Origin of the sequence: Psychrobacillus sp. FSL K6-2836 (assembly GCF_038003085.1) — a bacterium.
Lineage (GTDB): Bacteria > Bacillota > Bacilli > Bacillales_A > Planococcaceae > Psychrobacillus.
Genome location: NZ_JBBOOM010000002.1, coordinates 18,868 through 39,762 on the forward strand (window position 1 = coordinate 18,868; position 20,895 = coordinate 39,762).

The following is a 20,895-nucleotide window of genomic DNA, read 5'->3' on the forward strand; positions in this document are numbered from 1 at the left end:
TTATAGAAAAGGCAGGAACAGTTATGATATTGTGGTTTCAAAATTTGCCGAAGATAAGTCTGGATTTGTCAGAATGGAAACCTTTCATTAAAAATATTTGGTTTCGAAAGCATTATATGAAGTTCGTTTATCTATTAATGGTTACTTTTTTTCTTGTACCTTATTGGTTCTTCGGGGAAAACTTCAATCATATAACAAAATTTCCCCTTATCTTAATCATTGTTTTGGTTTTTTTAATACACGAGGCCCTTCATATTCTTGTAATAAACAATAAAGGTGATATTAGCTTAACTTTCAGAGGAATATATTTTTGGCTTAATACAAATGCAATTCTTTCTAAGAAAAGATTTTTGGTCTTTATGAGTTTACCTTTTATCGTATTATCGGTAATCCCAGCTATTACTTCGTTCTTTGTATCTGGTGATAGCAAAGCCCTCATTTTATTTATCAGTTGTTTCAATTTAATAATCTCTTCTTCCGATATTGTTAATTCATTATTAATCCTACTTAAACCAAATAAATCTGTATTTTACAGAGGCTACTACCGAGTAGAATCGTGATAACTTCTATTGCACTAAGCTTTACTTCAAGTAGGAGTAAAGCCTTTTTCTTATTGAACTAACGACTTGTTTTAAGCTCGGTTAATAGGCATGTGAATTTACCGTAACAGTTTGGCTGAAGAAATCATACCCCATGCAGTGGCATACATTATGGTGCTTTAGTGAAATGTAGAGTTGATAATAAAGTTTTCTTCTCTTGTTCAACTAAAGCTGCAGGCTTGTTGAACATGGTAAAGGTGCAATTAGAAAAGGGGGAGGAACAAATGGAGAATAACAAGTTTAATGAGTTTATTAAAATTACAAAAAAACTAAATAAAATTGAAATTATTCCTTTGTTAATGGGTTCAGTTGGTTTAGAAATCGTTACGGGACAAGGGTGGAATACCCAAGACTTAGATATTCATGTACCTGGCGATAAAAGAGGATGGGAAGTACCGCCTGAAATATCTATATTTAATTGGGATGATATTATGAAAATCATGATTTCAATGGAGTATACCCTAATTGATTTGCATGAGCATGAGTTTTCTAAAAAAGGGTTATCCGTTGAATTTGGCATTATTGATACGTTACCAGATTTCGCAGGAGTAAAATTAGAGGAATTAGAATTACATCAAAAGGGGGAAGTAAAATATTATTTACTAAATCCAGAGCAATATCTATCAGTTTACGAGTCTTCGTCTAAGGATAGTTACCGAGCAGATAAAAATAATGATAAAGATCTTAAAAAAATTGATTTCTTAAAAAGCATGATATTACAATGACTAAACATATTATTGTGTTAACGTGTGCTTTACTTCAATAAGGAGTAAAGCCTTTTTTTGTACTGGCAAGTTAGAACAAGAAGGATTTCAGCATATGTGTTACGAATATACAGATAAGGCATTTATATGAAAAATAATCTAAGGAGCAGTGACATGGAAAGATTTGAATATATAAAAGAAAAAATAAATCGTTTTGGACAAGGGCATCTTCTTTCCTTTTATAATGTATTAAAGACAAAAGAGAAAGAAGCTTTAATAAATCAAATAAATGAAATTGATTTTGAAGATATTGAAGTTGCATCCAATCAACTTTCTATTCCACCAAACAATAGTAAACGAGAAATTCTTCCTATCGAATATGAATCTGTCTTAAGCCTCAGTGACTCAAAAAGAAAGATGTATGAAGAACACGGACTTAATCTTCTAAAAGAAAAGAAAGTAGCGGTGGTACTTATCGCAGGAGGTCAGGGAACTCGACTCGGACATGATGGACCTAAAGGAACCGTTAGCATTGGCGTTGGTTCCAATCAATCGCTTTTCGGTTTACAGGCTAAGAGACTGCAAAAGATTGAAGAAAAAACAAAATCTATTATTCCCTGGTATATTATGACCAGCCCTATCAATGAATTGGAAACGAAGAAGTTTTTCAAAGACAACGATTATTTCAATTGTAATCGGAAACAAATTTTTTTCTTTAAGCAGGACCTTATTCCAACGTTAACTCCAAATGGGAAAATCATTCTTGAGAGTAAGTCAAAAATCTCTATGTCTCCTAATGGAAATGGGGGTGTATTTGCTTCAATGAAGTCAAGTGGGATACTTGAGGACCTAAAAAGGAAGGGTATTAAGTGGGTATTTTTTAATAATATTGATAATGTTCTTGTTCAAGTTGCAGACCCATTGTTTATTGGTTTTGCTGATATAAAAGGTGCAGAAGTATCCAGTAAATCTGTAAAAAAGAGAGAACCAGGTGAGAAAGTAGGGGTTTTTTGCTTATCTGAAGGTAAGCCTTCAGTTATTGAATACTCTGAAATGAGTAAAGAAGAGAGTCTGGGGGAAAAATATACAAATGCAAACATAGGTATTCATCTTTTTCAACTTTCATTCCTTGAGAAAACTATGGATGTCAAACTCCCTTATCACTTTGCTCATAAAGTTATCCCTTCAGTTAATGAAATTGGTCACACATTCAAAAATACTAACCCAAATGGATATAAACTCGAAAAGTTTTATTTCGATATATTTCGATATGCTGAGAATATGTCAGTATTACAAGTAATAAGGGAGAACGAATTTGCACCAGTAAAAAACAGAATTGGACTAGATAGTCTGGAGAGTGCAAGAAAGATGATTTTGGAAAATGATAAAAGAGACATATTCTAAGATTCTATTTACAAGATAGATTCGCTAAAGACCACATTCCAAGAGAATCAGTTGACTTACGATAATAATGACAATATAAAAATCTTATTCAACTCCCATAAAAATTAAAAAACGTTTAAAATCTATAAAATTGCATAACAAATTAAAGGGGCGAAAGCTTAAAGTGGGGATTAGTTGTGAAAAAATGGAAGATAACTATATCAATATTAATTGGAATCATATTAATATTTTTTGTTAGTGGATACAGGTTTACATCAATCAGTGCTGCCAAAGCTAATGCATTTCTTCTAAAAGATGCAGTTATGATTGAGGAATATAATACAGGCTCATCTGTTATTTTTTTATTTAAGAGTGATGAAGAAAAGTTATACCAATCCGTATTATCCGAAAAGTCTGGGTTGTTCTTTAGAAGTAGTTCATCAACAAATATTCCTTATAGTTCAGATGAACTTCAAACGGTTGGTGGGTTCAGCTTTACAACTGAAAAAGATGCAGCAACTCTATTAAGTGTAGTATCAAATGATGAAAAAGTTGCTTATATAGAGGCTGGTGTAGAGCCTAATAGAGAAAGAAAAGAAATACATAAGGGTGAACGTATATCATTCTTATTTCTGTTTAGTGAACAAATAGACTTTCTAAATCCTACCGCATTGGATAAAGAGGGAAAAGCACTTTATTATTACGGCCTTCCCAAAAACGTAAATCAAGTTAATATTCCCGAAGATTTAAAGTGGTATAAAATCGATAATTAATGATTATTAAAGCGTTCTGGACTTCAGTGAAGTGGTAACGTGAAATATATCTTATTCAACTAAGGTGCTTTACTTCAAGAAGGAGTAAAGCCTTTTTTCTTTTTAAGCCAAAGGGACAGTTAGATTAAGAATGTTTTATTATATTTTTTTTTTGGAAATAACTATTAATAACTTTATGAAACTAATAATAGGGTCGGATTTTTTCAAAAAAGAAGCAATCCAACACTATTTCAATCGGACTGCTAGTTTAGCATGTTATTTGAATTTTTAATTTAAACTTTTCTAACCACCTTACTATCGACTTTCATTCACATTTCCTTCTGCCGGAATCGGATATTCTTTCAGCAAGCGGGCAAAATGAAGTAAATTGTATGCAGTTATTTTAGCGTGTTGCATCGTAAAATCGTTCTCTATCCCGTTTGCCTCAATAAAGGATGGACCAGGGCCCGCTTCCCCCACCCAATAGGTATCCACATTTGGAGGAATCGTAAACCCAATATGCGACAATGCGTAAATCAGGTAGCTTGAGACGTTTTTCGCACCGTCTTCATTCCCGGTAACAACCACTCCGCCTACTTTGTTATAGTAGATGTACTGGCCTTTTTCGTTCGTTAGGCTGCTTCCACCATACAATCTTTCTACAACCAAAGTGGCCAGGCTGCTCTGTTCGCCAAGCCAAATCGGCGAGCCAAGCAAAAGGATATCCGCCTGTTTTACTTTTTCAAAAATCTCTGGCCATTGATCCTTATCGTTCACTGCTTCATGGGTAATTCCAAAGCCGATATTATAATCAGCCATCCTGAGCACTTCTGTCTCCGCTCTGTTTTCATCAAAAACCTTTACAATCTCGTTAATCAGCGCACGGGTATTGGATTGCTGCGTGCTGTCTTTCAAACTGCAATTTAAAACTAGCGCTCTAATGCTCATTGCTACATCTCCTTAGGTCATAGTAATAATATTTCTTTACCCTAAGAATTTTATATAAAACTAGAAATCTGGTTCGTTTAGGTAACTCTTTTTTCTTATTAATCTAAGGAAACAGTTTAGTAGAAAAGTGTTGTTTAACTTGTGTTCAACAATAGGGCCAAATAATGAGCTTGACTGTGAATAAAGTAGACAGGAAAAGAAAAACACTTGAATCATAATAAATTTACTATTCAATTCAGGGCTTTTTACTTTTTAGAAGACCTCTAGATTACTTATCTTGTGCTTATTCTAATTAACCGAGCAAGTGTGGAATAATAAAGTTGCTGCAGCTTAAGAGCTAATGATGCTTCTCCTCTATGTAATCGTCTCGATTTGCTTTCTCAATATTGCACCTAACATAACAATCGTATATTGTTGTATACAGTTAATGGTTCATCAACTTAAACGATTAAACCGATTATTGGAGGTATTTTACTGAATGAATAAACAGGACCAACTAAAAATAATCAAAGAGGATTTTATTAATTGTCAAAAAGTTCTATTGGCAATTGGTGATGAAACACGTCAATCGATCTTGTTAGTTCTAATGGGGACGGATTGTCAAACGGGTTTACGTGTGGGTGAAATCACTGAACAAACACATCTTTCACGACCTGCTGTGTCTCATCATCTTAAGGTTTTACGGGATGCTGGTGTTATTTTAATGCGAAAAGAAGGGACAAAAAACTATTATTATATTAATGTACGTACAGAATTAGGTTTATTAAGAACGCTTGTGTTCGATATCGATAAGTTCATGCAGAACTTTTATTGAAATGATGGAATTTAAATAGATATTATTTGGAGGAATAGGCAATGAGAGCAATGGTTATTGATAGGTATGGGAAAATTCCAATGCGTTTGGCAGAAATGCCCACACCTGAAATTAGCGAGTATGAGATACTTGCAGAAATTCATGCAGCTAGTATTAATCCTGTTGATTTTAAGATACGCGATGGGAAAGTGAAATTGTTAGTAAAATATAAAATGCCTCTTATCTTAGGGAATGACTTTTCAGGTATCGTTGCAAAGATTGGCGCAAAGGTGACTCGTTTTAAAGTTGGTGACGAAATATATGCACGTCCACGTAAGAGTAAAATCGGTACTTTTGCTGAATATATCGCTGTTCATGAAGATGACATCGCCTTAAAGCCTAAAAATTTGAGCTTTGAAGAAGCAGCATCGATTCCATTAGTTGGGTTAACCTCCTATCAAGCCCTAACAGACATTATGCAATTACAAAAGGGAGAAAAGATTTTAATTCAAGCTGGGGCTGGTGGTGTCGGTACCTTTGCTATTCAACTGGCCAAATTAATGGGGGCTACTGTTGCAACGACTGCCAGTGATGCTGGTGCGAATTTAGTAAAATCTCTTGGTGCAGATGAAATTATAAACTACAAGACAGAAAAATTTGAAGAGATACTGAAAAATTATGATGCCGTATTTGATACACTTGGTGGCGAGATACTAGAAAAATCATTCGAAGTGATAAAAAGCGGAGGGAAAATTGTTTCCGTTTCGGGATTACCGAATGCTCGTTTTGGCAAAGAATATGGTTCCGGATTTTTTAAAACGTTGTTGTTTTCAGCAGCAAGTCTTAAACTTACTGCGCTTGAAAAAAAGCATAATGTTCAGTATACGTTTTTGTTTATGAAGCCAAGTGGAGAGCAATTACGTATAATCGCAAATTTTATTGAAACTGGTAATATCAAACCTATAATTGATAGAGTTTTTCCTTTTGAAAATGCTCAAAAAGCAATGGAATATGCAGAGTCTGGTAGGGCTAAAGGGAAAATAATATTAAAAATCAAATAGTTATCAAACCGAGCCAAAAAATGTACTGAATAATGCTCCTTGAAAAATTATTTAGCAGAACAAGAAAATCCATCGAAAAGTGGTTTCCAGCAAACTCATAATTTTGCATTCGCTACACTTGTTTTAAGCGATCGTAATTAATTGTCTACGAACCGATTTTAACATGTATTTGTTTAACTAACGCTGTAGAGCAGGTGAGTATTTATATCGCATTTGAACGATAAAAAGAATTATTTGTACTTAGAAACGTTCATACATTATCGACTACTTAAAAGCCACCTCATTTCAATTTTTAATGAGATGGCTACTTTTTATAATTGATTGATGTATTATATAGAATTATTGTGATTGAATAATATGGTCATTAACAAATGCTTTTATGAAAAATAATTCATTATCATTAGGGTCCCTTTTATATTCTGCCTTAAAGGACTCTATTGCATTTTCTAGTGAGGTGGACTTTACTACTTGACTTGCTGTTGTTAACTCTTCCCAATATAAATTCATTTCATTTGAATCACAGATAGATTCATGACCAAGTAGGAACATTTCCGTATCATATTTTTGGATGTCTGCAATCATAGGCAATAACAATGATTGCTTGTAATGAAATAAAGAATTTGTGGTTGTACCATATGCACAATCGCCTAAAAAAGCAACTTTTTCATCAGGAATATAAATGATTGTAGAGTCATCTGTGTGCGTACTTTTGATACTTTCGAGAATGCAAACTTTATTACCTAAATCAATAGTTAATGTCTTTTCAAAGATTACATCAGTAGATTTCAACTTAAAAATGTCTCTGTTTGGCATATCAGTTTGTATGATCTTCATACACATAGCACTCATTTGATTAGAAGTCACATACTTTTGTAGTGAACTATCGTCAAAGGAAAAACTTTCCCATTCTTTTAACATTTCGTTTGTTTGACTATTAACTATAACAATCGCATCAAATTCATTCATTCCTAGGAAATGATCCCAATGGGCATGGGTAATAACAACATATTTAACTGGTGGTACATTAAGCTTCTCGATTTCTAGTAAAAAGTCCTTAGCATGCTGAGGAGAATTACCAGAATCTATTATTAGACTATATCGGTCACCACATACCAGTCCTATTGTTGGTCGTTCTCTATCATCTTGATTAGATAAATAATAAATAGTATCACTTAATTTATTTAACATGTTATTTTTCCTCTTTTCTATTCATTCTATGAAAGAGAAAATCTACATGTTTATTCTAAAGTTATTAAAATAATTTAAGATTTTCTCTTATTATTTTTTTACCATTGGACTTGTACCTCCTTGTTTCATTTAGAAAAGTATAACATAATCCTATCTGTTCATTAAGAAAATTTGGAATATTAATTGTGTTTATTTCAGTTTTTTATAGTTCGCAGTTCGAATGGTACAGTGGTGTATTAAAGATTGAGATAGAAAAGCATGAATTCATTCAATGATTTTCTGTTAGTAATTCTCATCTTTTTAAAGCTTTTATATGTTGCATATTTCTAATTGAATATTACTAAGTGAGTCCACTATCACATGTACTGACAATGGGCTACAAAAGTAAAGTTATTTAAACCTTCTATAAATAATAATAAACCATAAAATTCAAAACGGAATGACTTCCACGGTTTTTGAAGCAATGTTCGAGAGAAACGTTTGATCGTGTTCTACAAACAATAGAGTAGGTTTATTCTCCAATATCATTGTTTCAATTTGCGTTTGGTTAAAGACATCCAAATAATTTAATGGCTCATCCCAAATATAAAACTCAGCTGATAATCCTAAAGATTTCGCAAACTCCACCTTTTTCTTTTGACCGTTACTCATATATTCAACCGGAACATTAAATAGATCACGTTCAACTCCTAAGATTCTAAGGTTATTGAGAAATAGTGTGTAGTCAATATTATTTTCATGAGCGAAATCCTTTAACAAGCCGGTATTGTCGTCATGATTTTGACGAATAATGCTTTTGGAGAGTCCTTGAGGTATTATCATTTCTCCACTAATTATGCCAACAGACTGTTGCTGGATTAAATAATTTAAAATGGATGTTTTACCACTGCCATTTGGTCCAACAAGACCTACTTGTTCTCCTTGATATATATCAAATGTAATGGGATGAAATAGCTGCTTTTCACCATAACTTAAAGTAAAGTTTTGAACACGAAGAACGGGATTTCGATGGCTGAATATACAGTTCAATGTTAAATTACTAATCGTTTCAATATTTTTTAAGAGCTTTGTCTTTTCTTCAATTTTGGTTATCGTTCGTTTTTCAATAGCTTTGGACCTTTTCATCATACGAGCAGCTTGTGCATTTGCAAACGCATCATTTCCAGATGTGTTTTCTTTATGAATTGCCCAATCAGCTTTTTCCCTTGAAGTTTTTTTCAACCTGTCGATCTCTTCTTTGATAGATTTGTTTTGTGCGACTTCATATTTATCTCGCAATTCTTTTTGTTGCTCATAAATAGAAAAATGTCCTTTAAAGATTGTTAATTGGCTTTTTTCAATAACTAAAACGTGGTCTACAACTTCATCGACAAAATTTCTATCATGGCTTACAACAATATAGCCCTTCTTCTTTTTCAAATATTCAGATACAATTTTTCGCGCTTCGATGTCCAAATGATTCGTTGGTTCGTCTAAAAGGGGATACCGGGATTCTTCACAAAATAGTGCAGCTAATAATACCTTCGTTTGTTCACCACCAGATAATTGTTCAAATGGTTGCCATAAAATATCTTTATCTAACGAAAGTAATTGACACTCTCGCTCAAGTTTCCACAATTCTACTGGCACAATTTCGTCAATCGCATAGTACGTTAAGTTTTCCTTGCTCGGTATGTGTTGGGGAAAATAAACAAAATCTACATCACAAATGATTTCACCAACAAAGGCATAATTTTTCATAAGTAAGTTTAATAGTGTTGTTTTACCACGACCATTTCGTCCGATTAAACCAAGTCGCCACTTTGTATCAATATTTAAATTGACCTTTTGAAATATCGGTTGATCAAGTGCATCAAATCCGAAACTCAAATTTTTAATTTCTATTGGCATTATAAGATCGCCTCCAATTTTATTTATTGCCAAAGGTATTGGAGATGATTTTAAGCTTATTTTGCATGCTATCATTCCAATCGTTTGGCTTGAATGCATACGCATAGACAAATAAAAACCTCCTGAAAAAATTCAGAAGGATTAGAGTTTACTATCAACTAAGCCTTCAAAAGGCTTAGTTAGGTATAATAAATGGGCAGACTAATCCTATTTTAAGTGAAAATGAGTATACATTTTACGTGTAAAATAGAATTATTTGTTCATCGACCATTCATCATCCTTTCAAATATATTACAGTAATTATAATATTTATTGTAAGAATTTTCAATCATTAGTTTCGTGCGTTAACTTTGTGCAATATTGAATATAGTATATTTTAATTTGTAAAACGTTAAATGATTTAACTGTAAGGCTTCAGAACAAGAGAAAATAATCGCAACTTATTTCACGAAAGGGGTGCTTTACTTCAAGAAGGGATAAAGCTTTTTTTTATTGAACTAAAGCGGCAAGTGAGTTTGATAAGCAAAATGAATATTTTATTATTTCAAATGGAAAATTTATTTAAATTGGAACTTCTGTTAATTTATAACGTATTAGGAGTAAAACAGTAGAATTCATTATGGCAAGAAGTATGTTAATGCGAATTTAATAGGGAAAAATTGTAAAGCGGATAATTTATAGAAAAATAATTTTGATTTTCTTCTTATTTTTTTAGTTGCTTGTTGAGACTAATCAAAGATCAATAAATACTAGTAGGGAGGTTCACGTCTTGATCGATATATTCTATCCTCTTTTTATATGTTTAGTAATTGTATTTTGTCTTGGTGTATTAATCGAACGAAAAGGCAAAAAAGGGGAACGATTTCTCATGTATCTCATGATAACGATTCTGTTGTTCATATTATCAAGATATTAACTAGAGTGTGTTTACTAGAACATTTATGAAAATGTATCTATTAATAGAGGTTATGTTAAAGGTAAGGGTTCTTTTAGTATCGTTCGTGAAATATTACACTTAAACTAACGGCGCAGGTTAGTTTAATAAGAAATCTATTAAAATTGAATGGAGAATTGTAAAATGGATATATTTATTGAAAAATTACATATAACAGACGCAGAAGATTTGTTAAATTTTGAAGTGGAAAACAGAACTTTTTTCGAGGAAATGGTTCCGACGCGTGGAAATGAATACTATAACCCTGAGACTTTTAAAAAAAGACATGAAGCTTTACTTGAAGAACAAGTTATTGGAGGTTCATGTTTCTATTTAATTAAAGATAAAGATAGCTCGATTCTAGGAAGAATAAATTTAGTGGATATTGATGAATATGATAAAATTGGTTATCTCGGTTACAGGGTGGGGCAAGCACATACTGGTAAAGGAATTGCTAATAAAGCATTGAAATTATTAGTAGAAACAGTATCTGACGAAGACGTAATAATGATTAAAGCTAAAACAACAACTAATAACATGGCATCCCAAAGAGTTTTAGAGAAAAATGGATTTGAGAGAATAGGTACTAGTAGTGAAGAATTCGAAATGAATGGTCAGAGGTTAAGTTTCGTTTATTATGCTTTGAATATTTCGTCTTCTTGAACTAACGAGGTGCTTTTCAAGAGGGAGTAAAGCTTTTTTTTATTAAACTAAAGCCGTAGAGTACTTTAAGAAGAGGGGGATTATTATGGAGTTTATTGTGCAAGTGCATGGGTTTTCTAAGTATTGAAGCCTCATCGCGGCTTTATTATTACATAAAAAAAGTCAGTTCCCTTTGAAAACGTACAGAGAATTTGACTTTTTTATTTTGAAGTTGCGCTTTGTGTATAAAATCCACGTTTCTTAATACTATTTTTGAAATCGTGTAATTTTCCCGATTTACCTGTATCTAGGCTGAACCCCAAATAGACCTTGTTCTGTGGTCATGTATCTGTTGAAAAAGCTGATTCTTTTTTGGCTTCTTTTCCCTTTTGGGTACTAAGCACAAAACTTACGATTGCTGCAACGCTACAAACATATGGAAGTAAAGAATATCCCCAATTAGATATGACAAAACCTCCAGTTATTGAACCAATGGTAATACCAATATACAGAGCCGTATTATTCCATGCCATAACAATTCCTCGTTCTTTTGGATATTCCACCGTTAATCGTGCTTGGTATGATGTAAATCCTGCATACCCAACCAAAGCCCAAATAAACAGAAAGAAATAGATCCAATCTCCTGATGAGAAGAATATCCCTAAACAAGTGAGTACTACAGTCAAGAAAATTAGCGTAGCCTTTGATATTTTCCTTTCTCCGAATTTATCTGTTAATTTTCCACTTGAAAGGCTTCCTAAAACAGCTCCGACACCATAAAAAGTAACAGCTAATGCGATTTCTGAAGTCGAGAATCTATTTTCGGAGTATAGAGCTGCACCTAAATAAACATAAAGGGTATACATTGAAATCGCCCAAATGGTAGTAACACTTACGGAACCAATTATTCTTAGAAGATTTCCTTTTAATAGATTTCTTGTTAAATCACTTTTAGGAATAGACTCCCATGTTTTGAAATTCACTACCGCCAATACGGCTCCTATGATTGCCATTACTACAAATACCGAACGCCAACCAAGAAAATGCTCTAATGCCGTGCCGATTGGAGCACCTGCCCAAAGAGCCGTTAAGTGTCCTGAGACGACAATCGAAAGCCATGTTCCTCTTCGATTTGGTGGCGCAATATCTCCAATGATTGCGTATATCAAAGGAGTGATTGAAGCAACGGACAAACCAGCTAAAATACGACTAACAATTAGCAATAAAAATGAAGAAGCATAAGCAGTAAGTGCGTTAGAGAATACGAACAGTATTAAACCAAACGTAATAAATGTTCTGCGTCCCTTTTTATCTGAAAGCCATCCAAATAAAGGAGCCGAAAAAGCATATGTAACCGCAAAAACAGTTACCATCCATCCAGCCGTCGCTGGACTAACCTTAAATGCTTCCGAAATGAACGGTAATAACGGTGATACCACAAATAAGTCAGTCCCCATTAGAAACAAAGTTATCCAACCAACGCTTAAACTTACCTTTCCTTCCAACTTCATATATTCCTCCATAGAAAAAATATTTCTACATGTATATTCTCTAGGGGGCAAAAAAAGAATTTATGTAAGTTTTAAAGGTTTTTTATTATTTTGTTACTGCCGTTTATTGAATAACTGAGAGTTTCGATACACTTTCTAATAATTCTTTATCTTATTCAAGAAATGCGCCCTTTAATTGAATAACTGAAACGGACCTTATTCTATATAAGGTAAACGACTAAATTCGGGTAGAAGCAGACATCGGTGCTGATGCTATATGGTGCAATAAATGTCTTTGTAACTTTGAAATTACATATGTTCCGATTTCAAGTAAGTAAAAATCAGAATTAGCAGAATGGATATCGAAATATGGTGAGTGGATTGATTGGGCTAATGATGGAATAGTTCCTAATGGGATTGAACTTGAAGAGGTACATAATAAACAAGGATTAAAGCTAACAGAAAAAGTAAAGAAGGAACTTGAAGGAAAATATAAAGTTTCATTTAAGCCTTCCACATTCGCAAAAAGACATGGAAATAGAAAATAAGAAACTGTACTAACGGGTGCTTCACTTCAAGAAGGAGTAAAGCCTTTTTTCTTATTGAACTAAAGCAGCAGTTTAGTAAAAGAGGGATTTTAAACACAATACTACTTAGCTTCTGTTTTTGAAAAAATGAGATCGTCCTGGAAAGACTTTTTATAAGCACTCAGAATTACCAATAATATTCAGGAGTGTTTGGCGGCAAAAAGGAAAGAGGAAAGAGGAAAACATATTTCTTCGCAACTTTATGGCGATATATGGATATACCAAAAAGGTGCACTCTAACTGAGTGCACCACTTGTTTTAAGAATTGTATATTTCTCTGTTCATATTCACAATATCTTTATGTGAAAATTCAACTTCCTTTTTTTCTGCAAAGAGCTCTGCAAACCTTTCCATCACCATATCTCGTAGTAAGGGTGCTTTTTCTTTATTTGCCTTTTTTAATGCTTTCGTTAGTTCATCTTTTGTTAGCTCTGTGCAGTAAGCAGGAGTTCCTGGTTGTTGTCTCCAAGAATCACTTAAAGAACCACTATCTACCGTGTCGAAGCCTAGCTCGTTTACTACGTCCATGATTACTTGTTTTTGTGACAGATCATCACCAGCAATTGCCATAGCAATTCGTCCACTAGTACCTTCGGAAGTTCCTTCATTTTCTAAAGTATAAGCTAATAAATTGTTGAAAGCTTTGATGATAGGTCTTCCTAATTGATTCGAAACCCAAACGCTTTCAATTATCCCGTTCTCAATTTCTTCAATTTTATCATCTCTAAAAGGATAGTAATTTGAAGTATCTACAACGATTACTTCCTCTCCAATTTGATCGATAATGTTCCGAATGCTTGGCATTGCTATTAAAGGGAGAGAGATTATAAGAACTTCAATATTTGTAATCGCATCCTCTACACGTATAGGTGTTCCAGCAAGCTCTTTTCCTTCTAAATGTTCAATTCCTCGGGCATCTGCAATTTTGACATCATGTCCATTCTTTACTAATTTTTTAGAAATAATTGATCCTATTGCTCCTGCACCTATAATTCCAAATCTCATTATTGTTCCTCCTAAATATAACTTTGCTCGATTATGATTTAATATCAGTTATGGAATTTTCCAATTTCCCCAACACGAAATTGTCTACATCCCTTTTTTTGTAATCATTAGATAATTGAGTGTTTTGTTTCTTAATAATATAATAAACTCATTACTCTTATTTTTGAAGTAGGCAACAAAAAATGACATAGTACACTTTTTTGTACTTTATAAAAGAAAAGGGATGTAAGTATGGCTAGAATATGCAAGGATGGATTTGAAAAAAAGTTTATTAAGGAGCAAAGAGACGTTTATGGTATTGCGTATACCCAAAATATGCTTTCAGGACGTTGGAAGTCTCTTATTCTTTGGTTTTTAAAAACAAGAGAACATCGTTATAGTGAAATTAAAGCTTTTTTATGGGATATTTCACAAGGTTCTCTTACAAAACAGTTGAGAGAATTAGAAACAGATGGATTAATTAAACGAGAGGTTTTTCCTGAAGTACCTCCACGTGTTGAATATTCATTAACAACTAAAGGTCGTGAATTTATCCCAATACTTGATATGATGGAGAATTTCGGCAAAAAATTCGGTGAGAAACCTGAGTGAAATAGAATGATATTTTTTATTAATTGAGCCGACATTGTGAAGTGTTGTACTTAAATTAACGGGTGCTTTACTTCAATAAGGGTAAAGCATTTTTTCTTATTGAACTAACGAAGCAGTTTAGTTTAATAAGGAACGTAAAGGGTTTTTCTGAAATAATGGGGGGCGAAGTATGAAATGGGAAATTTTTTATTGAGTGCATTAATCATTCTTGTTGCTATAATACTTAGTATTATTACTGGGAGTTTTATTGCAATTTTATCTTATTGGATTTTATCAGGATTGCTAATATATTTGCTTTTTAAAGAAAAAGAAGAAGAATAATACCAAAATAATAAAAATTTTATTGTACTAACGGGTGCTTTACTTCAGAAGGAGTAAAGCCTTTTTCCTTATTGAACTAAAGGGGCAGGTTAGTTTAATAAGGATTTAAGACTTGTTGTAGGAAAAGAACCTATAAGGTGGTTGATAATGTGCAAACTAATGCATTATTTTATAAGATACAAGAAGGAACTGTTTCGATTGAGGACTATGTAAATTGGTCGCATAACTTATTAGAAAATGATGTGTCATCAACATCCGTAAGTATAATTTCTTCATTTTCATTTGGAGACAGTATTTTCGAAGTGGAAGTTTATTTTAATAGAGCTTTAAATGAGTTGGAAATACATAAACCAACCTTTGAGGTGTGTTCTAGAGCTTATATAGGTCATTTAGCTAATAAAATAATACAAGCAAATAACCATTTAATGATATTTGATTTAGCTTATATGATTTTTCGGATTGTTTCGGATTTGCATTATCCAGATGATTTGATGGAGTGGTATGAAATAAGTGAAATGATTGATGAATTACGATATGGTGATACACCCACAGAGTTTAATATAGACGGAGTAATATCAAGGATTAAAAATGAGACAAATATCTTGTTAGGGTAAAATGGCATGTAATTCATCTTCAACTCCCATGATATTTAAAAAATGCTTAAAATCAACAAAATTGCATAACAAAAGAGACTCAGAAATAGCTTTTTTAAAAAAAGGCTGAGCCTTCAGATTGTTTATATTAAGTTGAAAGGTAGATCAAGAATCAACCCCATTCTTGTTAGAATAAAGGCAGGCTGGTGCAATAACCAGAGTAGGATTAATCTCCCATGAGTGCTACTCGTTTGTGAAATATTGTACTTAAACTCCCATGAAAATTAAAACACGCTCATAATCTATAAAATTGCATAACAAAAGAGACTCAGAATAAGCTTTTTTTAAAAAAAAGCTGAGCCTTCAGAACGTTTATATGGAGTTAAATAGTAAATCAGATACCAACTCCATTCATCTTAGAATAAAGGCAGGCTGGTGCAATAACCAGAGTAGGATTAATCTCTCATGATTGCTACTCGTATAGAGTGCGACAGTCTGTGATGCACCGTGGTCGTTGGAGTCAGACTAACGGAAGGGCTCTAAGGCACCATAGTTCATCGACCTTCTTCGCCAGCCATACTGAACTATACCCGTTCTGTAACAATTTTCATCCTCTGTGGTGCAGCGTTTTTTTTTTGCTGCATGGGTGGCTAACGGGTGCTTTCGCAAAATATGGCCATCATTTCGATGGTCTATTTTTATGTCCAAAAAATTTAAGTTGATCTCAGATATCCATTGTGAAATGTTACAATTAAACTAAAGTAGCAGGTTAGTTTAATAAGAGACGCGGAGATGAAATTTTGCATTTGACAAAAAAGTTAAACCAATTGAAGATGACTCTAATGGATTGATGAATGAAGAAATTTAATTAATACCTGAAAACTATGCGGTTGCTATTTATAGCGAATTTTAATTAAGGATGGTTCATTGCTTTAAAGTCATTATCCTTATAGGATACCTGTATTTAAAGATTTTTAGTTTCCTTCTCATCCGTTAAAAGAGCCAGTGCTTCACGAAGGAGATTTATATCTTGAAGAATTTGTTTTTTTATTGATTCATTAGGACACTTCTCATAGTCAAATACCAATTGGTTGAGCTCCTTTGTTAAGAGTTCCATAGGCTTATTCTCCTTCTAGCTAGGTCTTAGTTAGTAGTATGAACATCCATAAAAGAAAAAGTAAAAAGGTATTTAAGTTTCTATTGTGAAATATTTCCTTAAACTAACGCACAGTTTAGTTAAAGCAGTTCTACATACTTATGACTAATTTTGCTCATAATAAACACATAAATTAATAGGTGAATTTAAGTGCTATTATTCACAATCTGTATTATTAATGTCCTTTTCCTCCACACAAAAAGACTCCCACCACAGGAAAAGGAGAATGAATTCATTATGAAATCATCCCCTCAAATAGTTTGAATATGCTTATACTGATATCATTCATCAATGACTTGCTAAACGTTTTTCAAAATCCGCCTTAAACAACAGAATAGCATCAATATTTACAGCAAAATCGTGGTCACTGATATTAAAATTAGTTGTAAACTCGTCAGACTTCTCACGAACCATAATTGTCGGGCGGATATTGTCTCCAATAGCGTCCTTAGTTACAGCACTTCCATAGAAATACCAGTTAGTTTGAGTAGGCACATTTGCTGCATTCTTAGATAAGTCATTTTTTATTAATTCGCATATTTGAACCATAAAATCTTCATTAAGCTTAATGGTTTTTCCATGCTGACCATCAACAGATATATCAGCATATCCATACCAAATATTCCTGCTTGTATACTTTCCGTCATTTGAAGTGTATGTTTCATCAAACAATATATTCATTTCATTACCCTCCGTTAGTATAAAATTTCTTTACACTATTATACACCAATTAGAAAATGCTAAATAGCTTGCTGTTAGTCTCACTAAACTTGTAAGAGTTAGGCAAAGTTAACATCATGGTAGGGCTCCTCCTAAAGTTGTGAGTTAGAATGGTGTCTAATTGGAATGTATTTTTGGACATTAAAAGCGGTCACCTAACAACGGAAAAAGGGATGAGTGCACTGCATGATCCTGTGTTTCTTATAAACAGTATTCAGTTTTTGATTGGAATTATTATTCAGTTCATTTCTCTAGCATTGATATTCGTGATTCCCATATTTAAACCGTGAGGCTTGAGGATAAAGAAAAATCGGTCAAATCTGGTTTAAAAATAAAGGCTACCCAATCTTTGTGAAGGATTCCATTTAAAGTAACGGAGTGCTTTAGTTAAAGAACAATGGGTTGCCAAAGTCAGCACTTTTTCTTATTGAACTAACGCAGCACTTTAGTGGAAGCCTATTTATCATTCGGGAGGGTATTCATACGTCTTTAGGTGTGTGTGGTTTATCAATTGTTGATTGGTGAAGAAGGGAAAGTTGGTTTCTTGGTTGGATCGGGTAAAAAAGGTGAGGCAGTAGAAGAAAAAATTATTGCTAATAAAGCAAATAGTATATGTGGCATTTTTGGGGAGACAAAGATAGTATCAGTGGTGATTTTATAGTAGTTGGAACTGACAATGAAGGGAAAGAACATCCCGTGTTGGTATCTGGCAATGATACAGTATGGCAATATTCCAATACTTCCATTAGCCCTCATAACGGTGCCGATTCCCATATCCCATCGAATATGTTGTTCCCTACAAGTGGATTATGTAAATTAGAAATTTATTTTAATGATAAATTATTTGATGAAATAGTTATAAACGTCAAAGATAGTTAAATCATCTTCAACTAACGGGTGTTTACTTCCAGAAGGAGTAAAATGCTATTTGTAGAAGGAGAAATCATGGATAAAAACGAATTTTTTCAATCCCTTGAAGAAATAGTTGTTGACCCTTTGTTTATTGGAAATAAGAAGTTCAAATAATCGAAATGGAATGCTCTTCTATATTTGGTTCGATTGGCAAACGGCACAAATAAAGTTTAATTTAATATCAGATTATGACACTACCCTACCATTCGGATGTGAAATAGAAATTACAAATAAACTTGAGCCTATTATTGAGGAGTTTCTAAGATTTCCATATCACGATGGCTTTCCATTTGAAGAGGTTAGTGATGATGACGAGCAAATGGAGGAAGGCGTAAAAGGAGAAACTTTGAAAGTATTCCTCTTCAAACTAAATCGATAATCTTCTTCAACTAACGGGTGCTTCGTATTATAAGGTTAACCAGTTTTTACTGGTTGACCTTATTTTTATAGGATTTAATATATCAGTAGCCAGGGTAGGACGTACGGGTGCGTGGGACAAGGATCCCGTGAACTAAACTGTCCACCCCCTACTTGTAGAAACGGTTTGAGGCTGGTTGGGACATAGATCTCGTATAACAAGCGAAGCTATGATACTACATGGAGGAATAGGGGTACTGGTGAGTGAAGTCAGAGGAGGAAGCTAAATGAACCCAGTAATTGGTCTGGATGTGGCTAAAGGAGAGAGCCAAGTTCAGGCGTTTTTAGATAAATCAAAGCCGTTTGGAAAGAGTTATTCTATGAAGCATATAAAAGAGGAGTTAGACCGTTTTATAGGCTTTTTAAAGGAGATGGAAGGGATGACTGGGCAAATGCCTTGGTCATTTTAGAATCTACAGGTCATTATCATTCTCCTGTTATTCAATACTTGGAGGATCATGAAGTTTTATATATTTTGCTTAATCCGATCATTTCTTATCAGGCGAAGAGATCTAGTTTACGAAAAGTAAAAACAGACGCAATTGATGCGTATCAGTTGTGTGTACTTTATTACAAAGAAGATTTTGAACCCCATAAAAACAGAGGAATTCAATTATTAAATCTTAGAAATCTATCGAGACAACAGGAGATTGTGACGAATATGTATGTGGAGGCTAAGCTGCAGTTTCACACTATTCTAGACCAAGTGTTTCCTGAATACCGCAAGGTTTTTGGTGATCTTTATTCGAAGGTCTCTTTATTGATGTTAAAGAAATACCCGACTTCAGAAGATGTAATAGCGGCTGGAGAAAGTAAGCTAGCGGAGTGTGTGATGGAGTTTTGCCCAAGACGATCTAGTTCATGGGCGTTGGATAAGGCCAAAAAATTAATAGACTCCGCAGCTCGAAATCCATTTCAAAAAGTGGTGTATCACAGTCATTTGATTAATCTTCAAATGTATATTGAAATGCTTTTTCAGTACCAAGGACACCTTTCAGAGTTGGAAATTCGTATAGTGACCTTGGTAAATGAATTAGAAGATTACAAGATTGTCCAATCGATTCCAGGAATCGGAGAAAAAATCGCTGCAACGATCATCTCTGAGATTGGTGAAATCGATCGGTTTAGTCATCCAAAAAAACTGGTTGCCTTTGCAGGAGTAGATCCCAGCGTTCACTCATCTGGAAAGTTTACAGCCACAACCAATCGTATTACCAAGCGAGGTTCAAGTAGATTACGCCATGCTTTGTATCTTGCCGTATTGTGCGGCATCAGAAGTTCAAGAAACAACAAGCTGAAAGAATTCTATGATAAGAAGAAATCCGAAGGAAAGCCTGCAAAAGTGGCGATAGTAGCTTGCATTAACAAACTACTTCATTGGATTTATGCTTTATTAAATAGCAAAGAAACTTTCCAAGATATAGCGTAATTACTGGTTAAAAGTTTTTAAGAGAAAACCTTCCAAAAGGTTTTTGGAGGGCTATTTGTCATGCACAAAATAGTATAACATAAGGTTAATTAGAATTTTAGAGAAAAATATTGACATCCTATTAGCTGGTTTAGTTAAACAAGTGGCTGCCTGTAAGGTTAGCTTTTTCTAATTGAACTAACGCCGCAGGTTAGTTGAAGAAGGTTGGAGGATATACATGAGTGGGGGGAAGGATACTTACATGAATCCTATAAAAAAAGCTTATGGTTATGTAACAAGAACTAGAGAGGGAAAAACACAGGTATTAGTGTTTCGCCATTCAAATGCTGAAGCGGGTATTCAGATACCCAAAGGTACAGTAAAGCCAAAAGAAGATACTTATAATGCAGTAATTAGAGAGATTGAGGAAGAAACTGGACTTAGAAATTTTAAAGTTGAGAATTTAATTGCAGAAGATATTTGGGAGAATGATGACGGTGCAATACATAACAGATTTTTTTATAAGATAACCGTTTCAAGCATTGAAGATGAATGGGACTATCACCCAACTGGTGGAGGAGAAGAAGACGGTCTAACATTTCATTACTTCTGGATTTCATCAATAGATGATGTTGAACTTATAAGAGGTCATGGAGATTATTTAAATCTTGTTCTTAACTAACCTTACTGCACTCCCATGAAAATTAAAATCTTCGATTTAGGGAAAAAGGCAATACGAAATCTGACGCAGCTCAATAATTTTTTAAAAAAGTGCAGCGCCTATAGCAGAATTAAATTGTG

General features: G+C 33.6%; 20 protein-coding genes and 1 pseudogene. 14 read left to right on the plus strand and 7 right to left on the minus strand.

What is annotated here, in order from left to right; all coding sequences use genetic code 11:
• Nucleotides 1-23 precede the first annotated feature (23 nt).
• The 4 genes from MKY37_RS20775 to MKY37_RS20790 all read left to right on the plus strand — a co-directional run bounded on the left by MKY37_RS20775 (nucleotide 24) and on the right by MKY37_RS20790 (nucleotide 3,459).
• A complete protein-coding gene (locus MKY37_RS20775) occupies nucleotides 24-560 on the plus strand; it encodes a DUF3267 domain-containing protein (RefSeq protein WP_340780054.1) in 537 nt (178 codons plus the stop codon).
• A gap of 263 nt (nucleotides 561-823) precedes the next feature.
• On the plus strand, nucleotides 824-1,324 hold the full coding sequence (locus MKY37_RS20780; protein ID WP_340780056.1) for a phosphoribosylanthranilate isomerase: 501 nt from the start codon (nucleotides 824-826) through the stop codon (nucleotides 1,322-1,324).
• A 153-nt stretch (nucleotides 1,325-1,477) separates the two neighbouring features.
• Nucleotides 1,478-2,707: a UDPGP type 1 family protein gene (locus MKY37_RS20785; RefSeq protein ID WP_340780057.1), complete on the plus strand. Its 1,230-nt coding sequence runs from the start codon at nucleotides 1,478-1,480 to the stop codon at nucleotides 2,705-2,707.
• Between the two features lie 176 nt (nucleotides 2,708-2,883).
• Nucleotides 2,884-3,459: a hypothetical protein gene (locus MKY37_RS20790; RefSeq protein ID WP_340780059.1), complete on the plus strand. Its 576-nt coding sequence runs from the start codon at nucleotides 2,884-2,886 to the stop codon at nucleotides 3,457-3,459.
• Nucleotides 3,460-3,753: 294 nt separating this feature from the next.
• Here the strand turns inward: MKY37_RS20790 and MKY37_RS20795 are convergent, their stop codons facing one another.
• Nucleotides 3,754-4,386: a flavodoxin family protein gene (locus MKY37_RS20795; RefSeq protein ID WP_340780061.1), complete on the minus strand. Its 633-nt coding sequence runs from the start codon at nucleotides 4,384-4,386 to the stop codon at nucleotides 3,754-3,756.
• 478 nt (nucleotides 4,387-4,864) lie between these two features.
• Here MKY37_RS20795 and MKY37_RS20800 point away from each other — a divergent pair, with 478 nt between their 5' ends.
• Nucleotides 4,865-5,200, plus strand: a complete 336-nt coding sequence (locus MKY37_RS20800) for an ArsR/SmtB family transcription factor (protein ID WP_340780063.1) — start codon at nucleotides 4,865-4,867, stop codon at nucleotides 5,198-5,200.
• Nucleotides 5,201-5,241: 41 nt separating this feature from the next.
• Nucleotides 5,242-6,240, plus strand: a complete 999-nt coding sequence (locus MKY37_RS20805; RefSeq protein WP_340780065.1) for an NADP-dependent oxidoreductase — start codon at nucleotides 5,242-5,244, stop codon at nucleotides 6,238-6,240.
• 339 nt (nucleotides 6,241-6,579) lie between these two features.
• On the opposite strand, the gene MKY37_RS20810 is transcribed toward MKY37_RS20805, so the two are convergent.
• Both MKY37_RS20810 and abc-f read right to left on the minus strand, forming a co-directional pair.
• Nucleotides 6,580-7,428, minus strand: a complete 849-nt coding sequence (locus MKY37_RS20810) for an MBL fold metallo-hydrolase (RefSeq protein WP_340780067.1) — start codon at nucleotides 7,426-7,428, stop codon at nucleotides 6,580-6,582.
• A 429-nt stretch (nucleotides 7,429-7,857) separates the two neighbouring features.
• Nucleotides 7,858-9,321 carry a ribosomal protection-like ABC-F family protein gene (abc-f, locus tag MKY37_RS20815; RefSeq protein ID WP_445323080.1) on the minus strand — a complete coding sequence of 488 codons (1,464 nt, stop codon included), beginning with the start codon at nucleotides 9,319-9,321 and terminating at the stop codon, nucleotides 7,858-7,860.
• A 1,075-nt stretch (nucleotides 9,322-10,396) separates the two neighbouring features.
• Between abc-f and MKY37_RS20820 the strand changes: the two genes are divergently transcribed.
• Nucleotides 10,397-10,915: a GNAT family N-acetyltransferase gene (locus MKY37_RS20820; RefSeq protein WP_340780068.1), complete on the plus strand. Its 519-nt coding sequence runs from the start codon at nucleotides 10,397-10,399 to the stop codon at nucleotides 10,913-10,915.
• Between the two features lie 320 nt (nucleotides 10,916-11,235).
• On the opposite strand, the gene MKY37_RS20825 is transcribed toward MKY37_RS20820, so the two are convergent.
• Both MKY37_RS20825 and MKY37_RS20830 read right to left on the minus strand, forming a co-directional pair.
• Entirely contained in the window at nucleotides 11,236-12,405 is a 1,170-nt protein-coding gene (locus MKY37_RS20825; RefSeq protein ID WP_340780069.1) for an MFS transporter, read from the minus strand.
• A gap of 824 nt (nucleotides 12,406-13,229) precedes the next feature.
• On the minus strand, nucleotides 13,230-13,976 hold the full coding sequence (locus MKY37_RS20830; protein WP_340780070.1) for an NADPH-dependent F420 reductase: 747 nt from the start codon (nucleotides 13,974-13,976) through the stop codon (nucleotides 13,230-13,232).
• Nucleotides 13,977-14,207: 231 nt separating this feature from the next.
• On the opposite strand from MKY37_RS20830, the gene MKY37_RS20835 reads away from it, so the two are divergent.
• The 3 genes from MKY37_RS20835 to MKY37_RS20845 all read left to right on the plus strand — a co-directional run bounded on the left by MKY37_RS20835 (nucleotide 14,208) and on the right by MKY37_RS20845 (nucleotide 15,502).
• The gene (locus MKY37_RS20835; RefSeq protein ID WP_241600760.1) at nucleotides 14,208-14,567 is read left to right on the plus strand and encodes a winged helix-turn-helix transcriptional regulator; all 360 of its coding nucleotides are present in this window, start codon (nucleotides 14,208-14,210) and stop codon (nucleotides 14,565-14,567) included.
• 174 nt (nucleotides 14,568-14,741) lie between these two features.
• Nucleotides 14,742-14,888 carry a hypothetical protein gene (locus MKY37_RS20840; RefSeq protein ID WP_340780073.1) on the plus strand — a complete coding sequence of 49 codons (147 nt, stop codon included), beginning with the start codon at nucleotides 14,742-14,744 and terminating at the stop codon, nucleotides 14,886-14,888.
• A gap of 149 nt (nucleotides 14,889-15,037) precedes the next feature.
• Complete coding sequence (locus tag MKY37_RS20845) at nucleotides 15,038-15,502, plus strand: hypothetical protein (RefSeq protein ID WP_340780074.1); 465 nt, start codon at nucleotides 15,038-15,040, stop codon at nucleotides 15,500-15,502.
• 943 nt (nucleotides 15,503-16,445) lie between these two features.
• Here MKY37_RS20845 and MKY37_RS20850 read toward each other — a convergent pair.
• Together MKY37_RS20850 and MKY37_RS20855 are read right to left on the minus strand one after the other, a co-directional pair.
• Entirely contained in the window at nucleotides 16,446-16,598 is a 153-nt protein-coding gene (locus tag MKY37_RS20850; RefSeq protein ID WP_340780075.1) for a hypothetical protein, read from the minus strand.
• A 327-nt stretch (nucleotides 16,599-16,925) separates the two neighbouring features.
• Complete coding sequence (locus MKY37_RS20855; protein WP_340780076.1) at nucleotides 16,926-17,318, minus strand: hypothetical protein; 393 nt, start codon at nucleotides 17,316-17,318, stop codon at nucleotides 16,926-16,928.
• A gap of 651 nt (nucleotides 17,319-17,969) precedes the next feature.
• On the opposite strand from MKY37_RS20855, the gene MKY37_RS20860 reads away from it, so the two are divergent.
• The 4 genes and pseudogenes from MKY37_RS20860 to MKY37_RS20875 all read left to right on the plus strand — a co-directional run bounded on the left by MKY37_RS20860 (nucleotide 17,970) and on the right by MKY37_RS20875 (nucleotide 20,776).
• The gene (locus tag MKY37_RS20860) at nucleotides 17,970-18,236 is read left to right on the plus strand and encodes a DUF4871 domain-containing protein (protein ID WP_340780077.1); all 267 of its coding nucleotides are present in this window, start codon (nucleotides 17,970-17,972) and stop codon (nucleotides 18,234-18,236) included.
• A gap of 124 nt (nucleotides 18,237-18,360) precedes the next feature.
• Nucleotides 18,361-18,648: a hypothetical protein gene (locus tag MKY37_RS20865; RefSeq protein WP_340780080.1), complete on the plus strand. Its 288-nt coding sequence runs from the start codon at nucleotides 18,361-18,363 to the stop codon at nucleotides 18,646-18,648.
• Between the two features lie 265 nt (nucleotides 18,649-18,913).
• A pseudogene (locus MKY37_RS20870) lies at nucleotides 18,914-20,115 on the plus strand (IS110 family transposase).
• 217 nt (nucleotides 20,116-20,332) lie between these two features.
• Nucleotides 20,333-20,776: an NUDIX hydrolase gene (locus tag MKY37_RS20875; protein ID WP_340780081.1), complete on the plus strand. Its 444-nt coding sequence runs from the start codon at nucleotides 20,333-20,335 to the stop codon at nucleotides 20,774-20,776.
• Nucleotides 20,777-20,895: the final 119 nt, after the last annotated feature.

What these genes read in the sequence shown, in the direction of transcription:
- MKY37_RS20775 (WP_340780054.1), top strand. Translation starts at nt 24, where the DNA reads ATGATATTGTGGTTTCAAAATTTGCCGAAGATAAGTCTGGATTTGTCA.
- MKY37_RS20780 (WP_340780056.1), top strand. Translation starts at nt 824, where the DNA reads ATGGAGAATAACAAGTTTAATGAGTTTATTAAAATTACAAAAAAACTA.
- MKY37_RS20785 (WP_340780057.1), top strand. Translation starts at nt 1,478, where the DNA reads ATGGAAAGATTTGAATATATAAAAGAAAAAATAAATCGTTTTGGACAA.
- MKY37_RS20795 (WP_340780061.1), bottom strand. Translation starts at nt 4,386, where the DNA reads ATGAGCATTAGAGCGCTAGTTTTAAATTGCAGTTTGAAAGACAGCACG.
- MKY37_RS20800 (WP_340780063.1), top strand. Translation starts at nt 4,865, where the DNA reads ATGAATAAACAGGACCAACTAAAAATAATCAAAGAGGATTTTATTAAT.
- MKY37_RS20805 (WP_340780065.1), top strand. Translation starts at nt 5,242, where the DNA reads ATGAGAGCAATGGTTATTGATAGGTATGGGAAAATTCCAATGCGTTTG.
- MKY37_RS20810 (WP_340780067.1), bottom strand. Translation starts at nt 7,428, where the DNA reads ATGTTAAATAAATTAAGTGATACTATTTATTATTTATCTAATCAAGAT.
- MKY37_RS20820 (WP_340780068.1), top strand. Translation starts at nt 10,397, where the DNA reads ATGGATATATTTATTGAAAAATTACATATAACAGACGCAGAAGATTTG.
- MKY37_RS20825 (WP_340780069.1), bottom strand. Translation starts at nt 12,405, where the DNA reads ATGAAGTTGGAAGGAAAGGTAAGTTTAAGCGTTGGTTGGATAACTTTG.
- MKY37_RS20830 (WP_340780070.1), bottom strand. Translation starts at nt 13,976, where the DNA reads ATGAGATTTGGAATTATAGGTGCAGGAGCAATAGGATCAATTATTTCT.
- MKY37_RS20835 (WP_241600760.1), top strand. Translation starts at nt 14,208, where the DNA reads ATGGCTAGAATATGCAAGGATGGATTTGAAAAAAAGTTTATTAAGGAG.
- MKY37_RS20840 (WP_340780073.1), top strand. Translation starts at nt 14,742, where the DNA reads ATGGGAAATTTTTTATTGAGTGCATTAATCATTCTTGTTGCTATAATA.
- MKY37_RS20850 (WP_340780075.1), bottom strand. Translation starts at nt 16,598, where the DNA reads ATGGAACTCTTAACAAAGGAGCTCAACCAATTGGTATTTGACTATGAG.
- MKY37_RS20855 (WP_340780076.1), bottom strand. Translation starts at nt 17,318, where the DNA reads ATGAATATATTGTTTGATGAAACATACACTTCAAATGACGGAAAGTAT.
- MKY37_RS20860 (WP_340780077.1), top strand. Translation starts at nt 17,970, where the DNA reads ATGTGGCATTTTTGGGGAGACAAAGATAGTATCAGTGGTGATTTTATA.
- MKY37_RS20875 (WP_340780081.1), top strand. Translation starts at nt 20,333, where the DNA reads ATGAGTGGGGGGAAGGATACTTACATGAATCCTATAAAAAAAGCTTAT.